At 54.1% G+C, this 2,840-nt stretch carries 2 rRNA genes (1 of these 2 cut by a window edge); both read left to right on the forward strand.

What is annotated here, in order from left to right:
* Positions 1-2,591: ribosomal RNA gene (locus VPH47_RS21280) — 23S ribosomal RNA — on the forward strand; it begins 287 nt to the left of the window's first position.
* Positions 2,592-2,716: 125 nt separating this feature from the next.
* Positions 2,717-2,831: ribosomal RNA gene (gene rrf / locus VPH47_RS21285) — 5S ribosomal RNA — on the forward strand.
* The last annotated feature ends 9 nt before the right edge of the window (positions 2,832-2,840 follow it).

The following is a 2,840-nucleotide window of genomic DNA, read 5'->3' on the forward strand; positions in this document are numbered from 1 at the left end:
AACGCTCTGGAAAGAGCGGCCATAGAAGGTGATAGCCCTGTATCTGAAAGGGCCATTTCAGTGAAGACGAGTAGGGCGGGGCACGTGAAACCCTGTCTGAACATGGGGGGACCATCCTCCAAGGCTAAATACTACTGACCGACCGATAGTGAACCAGTACCGTGAGGGAAAGGCGAAAAGAACCCCGGAGAGGGGAGTGAAATAGAACCTGAAACCGTGTGCGTACAAGCAGTAGGAGCTCCGCAAGGAGTGACTGCGTACCTTTTGTATAATGGGTCAGCGACTTACTGTTCGTGGCAAGCTTAACCGTATAGGGGAGGCGAAGGGAAACCGAGTCTGATAAGGGCGCATAGTCGCGGGCAGTAGACCCGAAACCGGGTGATCTAGTCATGCCCAGGGTGAAGGTGCGGTAACACGCACTGGAGGCCCGAACCCACTCCCGTTGCAAAGGTAGGGGATGAGGTGTGATTAGGAGTGAAAAGCTAATCGAACCCGGAGATAGCTGGTTCTCCTCGAAAGCTATTTAGGTAGCGCCTCATATGTATCCTCTCGGGGGTAGAGCACTGTTATGGCTAGGGGGTCATCGCGACTTACCAAACCATTGCAAACTCCGAATACCGAGACGGACTGTATGGGAGACACACGGCGGGTGCTAACGTCCGTCGTGAAAAGGGAAACAACCCAGACCCACAGCTAAGGTCCCAAATTCACTGCTAAGTGGAAAACCATGTGGAAAGGCACAGACAGCCAGGAGGTTGGCTTAGAAGCAGCCACCCTTTAAAGAAAGCGTAATAGCTCACTGGTCGAGTCGGTCTGCGGGGAAGATTTAACGGGGCTAAGCAGTGAACCGAAGCTTGGGGTGCATACTTTGTATGCGCGGTAGAGGAGCGTTCCGTAAGCCGTTGAAGGTGGATTGAGAAGTCTGCTGGAGGTATCGGAAGTGCGAATGCTGACATGAGTAACGATAATGCGGGTGAAAAACCCGCACGCCGAAAGCCCAAGGTTTCCTTGCGCAACGTTAATCGGCGCAGGGTGAGTCGGCCCCTAAGGCGAGGACGAAAGTCGTAGTCGATGGGAAGCAGGTTAATATTCCTGCACCTCGCGTAAGTGCGATGGAGGGACGGAGAAGGTTAGGTGTACCAGGCGTTGGTTGTCCTGGGGAAAGGCGGTAGGTTTGGATCTTTGGCAAATCCGGGATCCTTTAAGACCGAGCACCGAGACGAGCCTTTAAGGCGAAGTCACTGATACCACGCTTCCAGGAAAAGCTCCTAAGCTTCAGCTTACGCAGACCGTACCGTAAACCGACACAGGTGGGTAGGATGAGAATTCTCAGGCGCTTGAGAGAACTCGGGTGAAGGAACTAGGCAACATGGCACCGTAACTTCGGGAGAAGGTGCACCCTTTTTGGTGGCTCGTGCGAGCTATAGCTGAAGAGGGTCGCAGTAACCAGGCCGCTGCGACTGTTTATCAAAAACACAGCACTCTGCAAACACGAAAGTGGACGTATAGGGTGTGACGCCTGCCCGGTGCTGGAAGGTTAATTGATGGGGTCAGCCGCAAGGCGAAGCTCTTGATCGAAGCCCCAGTAAACGGCGGCCGTAACTATAACGGTCCTAAGGTAGCGAAATTCCTTGTCGGGTAAGTTCCGACCTGCACGAATGGCGTAACGACAGCGGCGCTGTCTCCACCCGAGACTCAGTGAAATTGAAATCGCTGTGAAGATGCAGCGTTCCCGTGGCAAGACGGAAAGACCCCGTGAACCTTTACTATAGCTTTACACTGAACGTTGAGTTCGTCTGTGTAGGATAGGTGGGAGGCTATGAAACTGTGGCGCTAGCTGCAGTGGAGCCATCCTTGAAATACCACCCTGTCGTGCTTGACGTTCTAACCTGGGCCCATTATCTGGGTCGGGGACCGTGTATGGTGGGTAGTTTGACTGGGGCGGTCTCCTCCTAAAGAGTAACGGAGGAGCTCGAAGGTACGCTCAGCGCGGTCGGACATCGCGCACTGTGTGCAAAGGCATAAGCGTGCTTGACTGCAAGATCGACGGATCAAGCAGGTAGGAAACTAGGACTTAGTGATCCGGTGGTTCTGTATGGAAGGGCCATCGCTCAACGGATAAAAGGTACTCCGGGGATAACAGGCTGATACCGCCCAAGAGTTCATATCGACGGCGGTGTTTGGCACCTCGATGTCGGCTCATCACATCCTGGGGCTGTAGTCGGTCCCAAGGGTATGGCTGTTCGCCATTTAAAGTGGTACGCGAGCTGGGTTCAGAACGTCGTGAGACAGTTCGGTCCCTATCTGCCATGGGCGTTGGAGATTTGAGAGGGGCTGCTCCTAGTACGAGAGGACCGGAGTGGACGAACCTCTGGTGTTCCGGTTGTCACGCCAGTGGCATTGCCGGGTAGCTATGTTCGGAAGCGATAACCGCTGAAAGCATCTAAGCGGGAAGCGCGCCTCAAGATGAGATCTCCCGGGGCACAAGCCCCCTGAAGGAACCATGTAGACTACGTGGTTGATAGGTCAGGTGTGTAAGTACAGCAATGTATTGAGCTAACTGATACTAATGATCCGAGAGGCTTGACCATATAACCTCAAGTTGCCTTGGCTTTACGACAACGTCGTAAGAGCATCCAAGTGCACGCTACGTCACAAGAACTATGCGAGGCTGGCGCCTTGTCCTCCGGGACGAGTGCGACTCTCCAAAAGCCTCCCTGGTGAAATTAGCGCTGTGGAACCACCCGATCCCATCCCGAACTCGGAAGTGAAACGCAGCTGCGCCGATGGTAGTGTGGCTCAAGCCATGCGAGAGTAGGTCATCGCCAGGGTTTACACCC

This window comes from Stenotrophomonas sp. WED208, from assembly GCF_040984485.1.
Lineage (GTDB): Bacteria > Pseudomonadota > Gammaproteobacteria > Xanthomonadales > Xanthomonadaceae > Stenotrophomonas > Stenotrophomonas riyadhensis.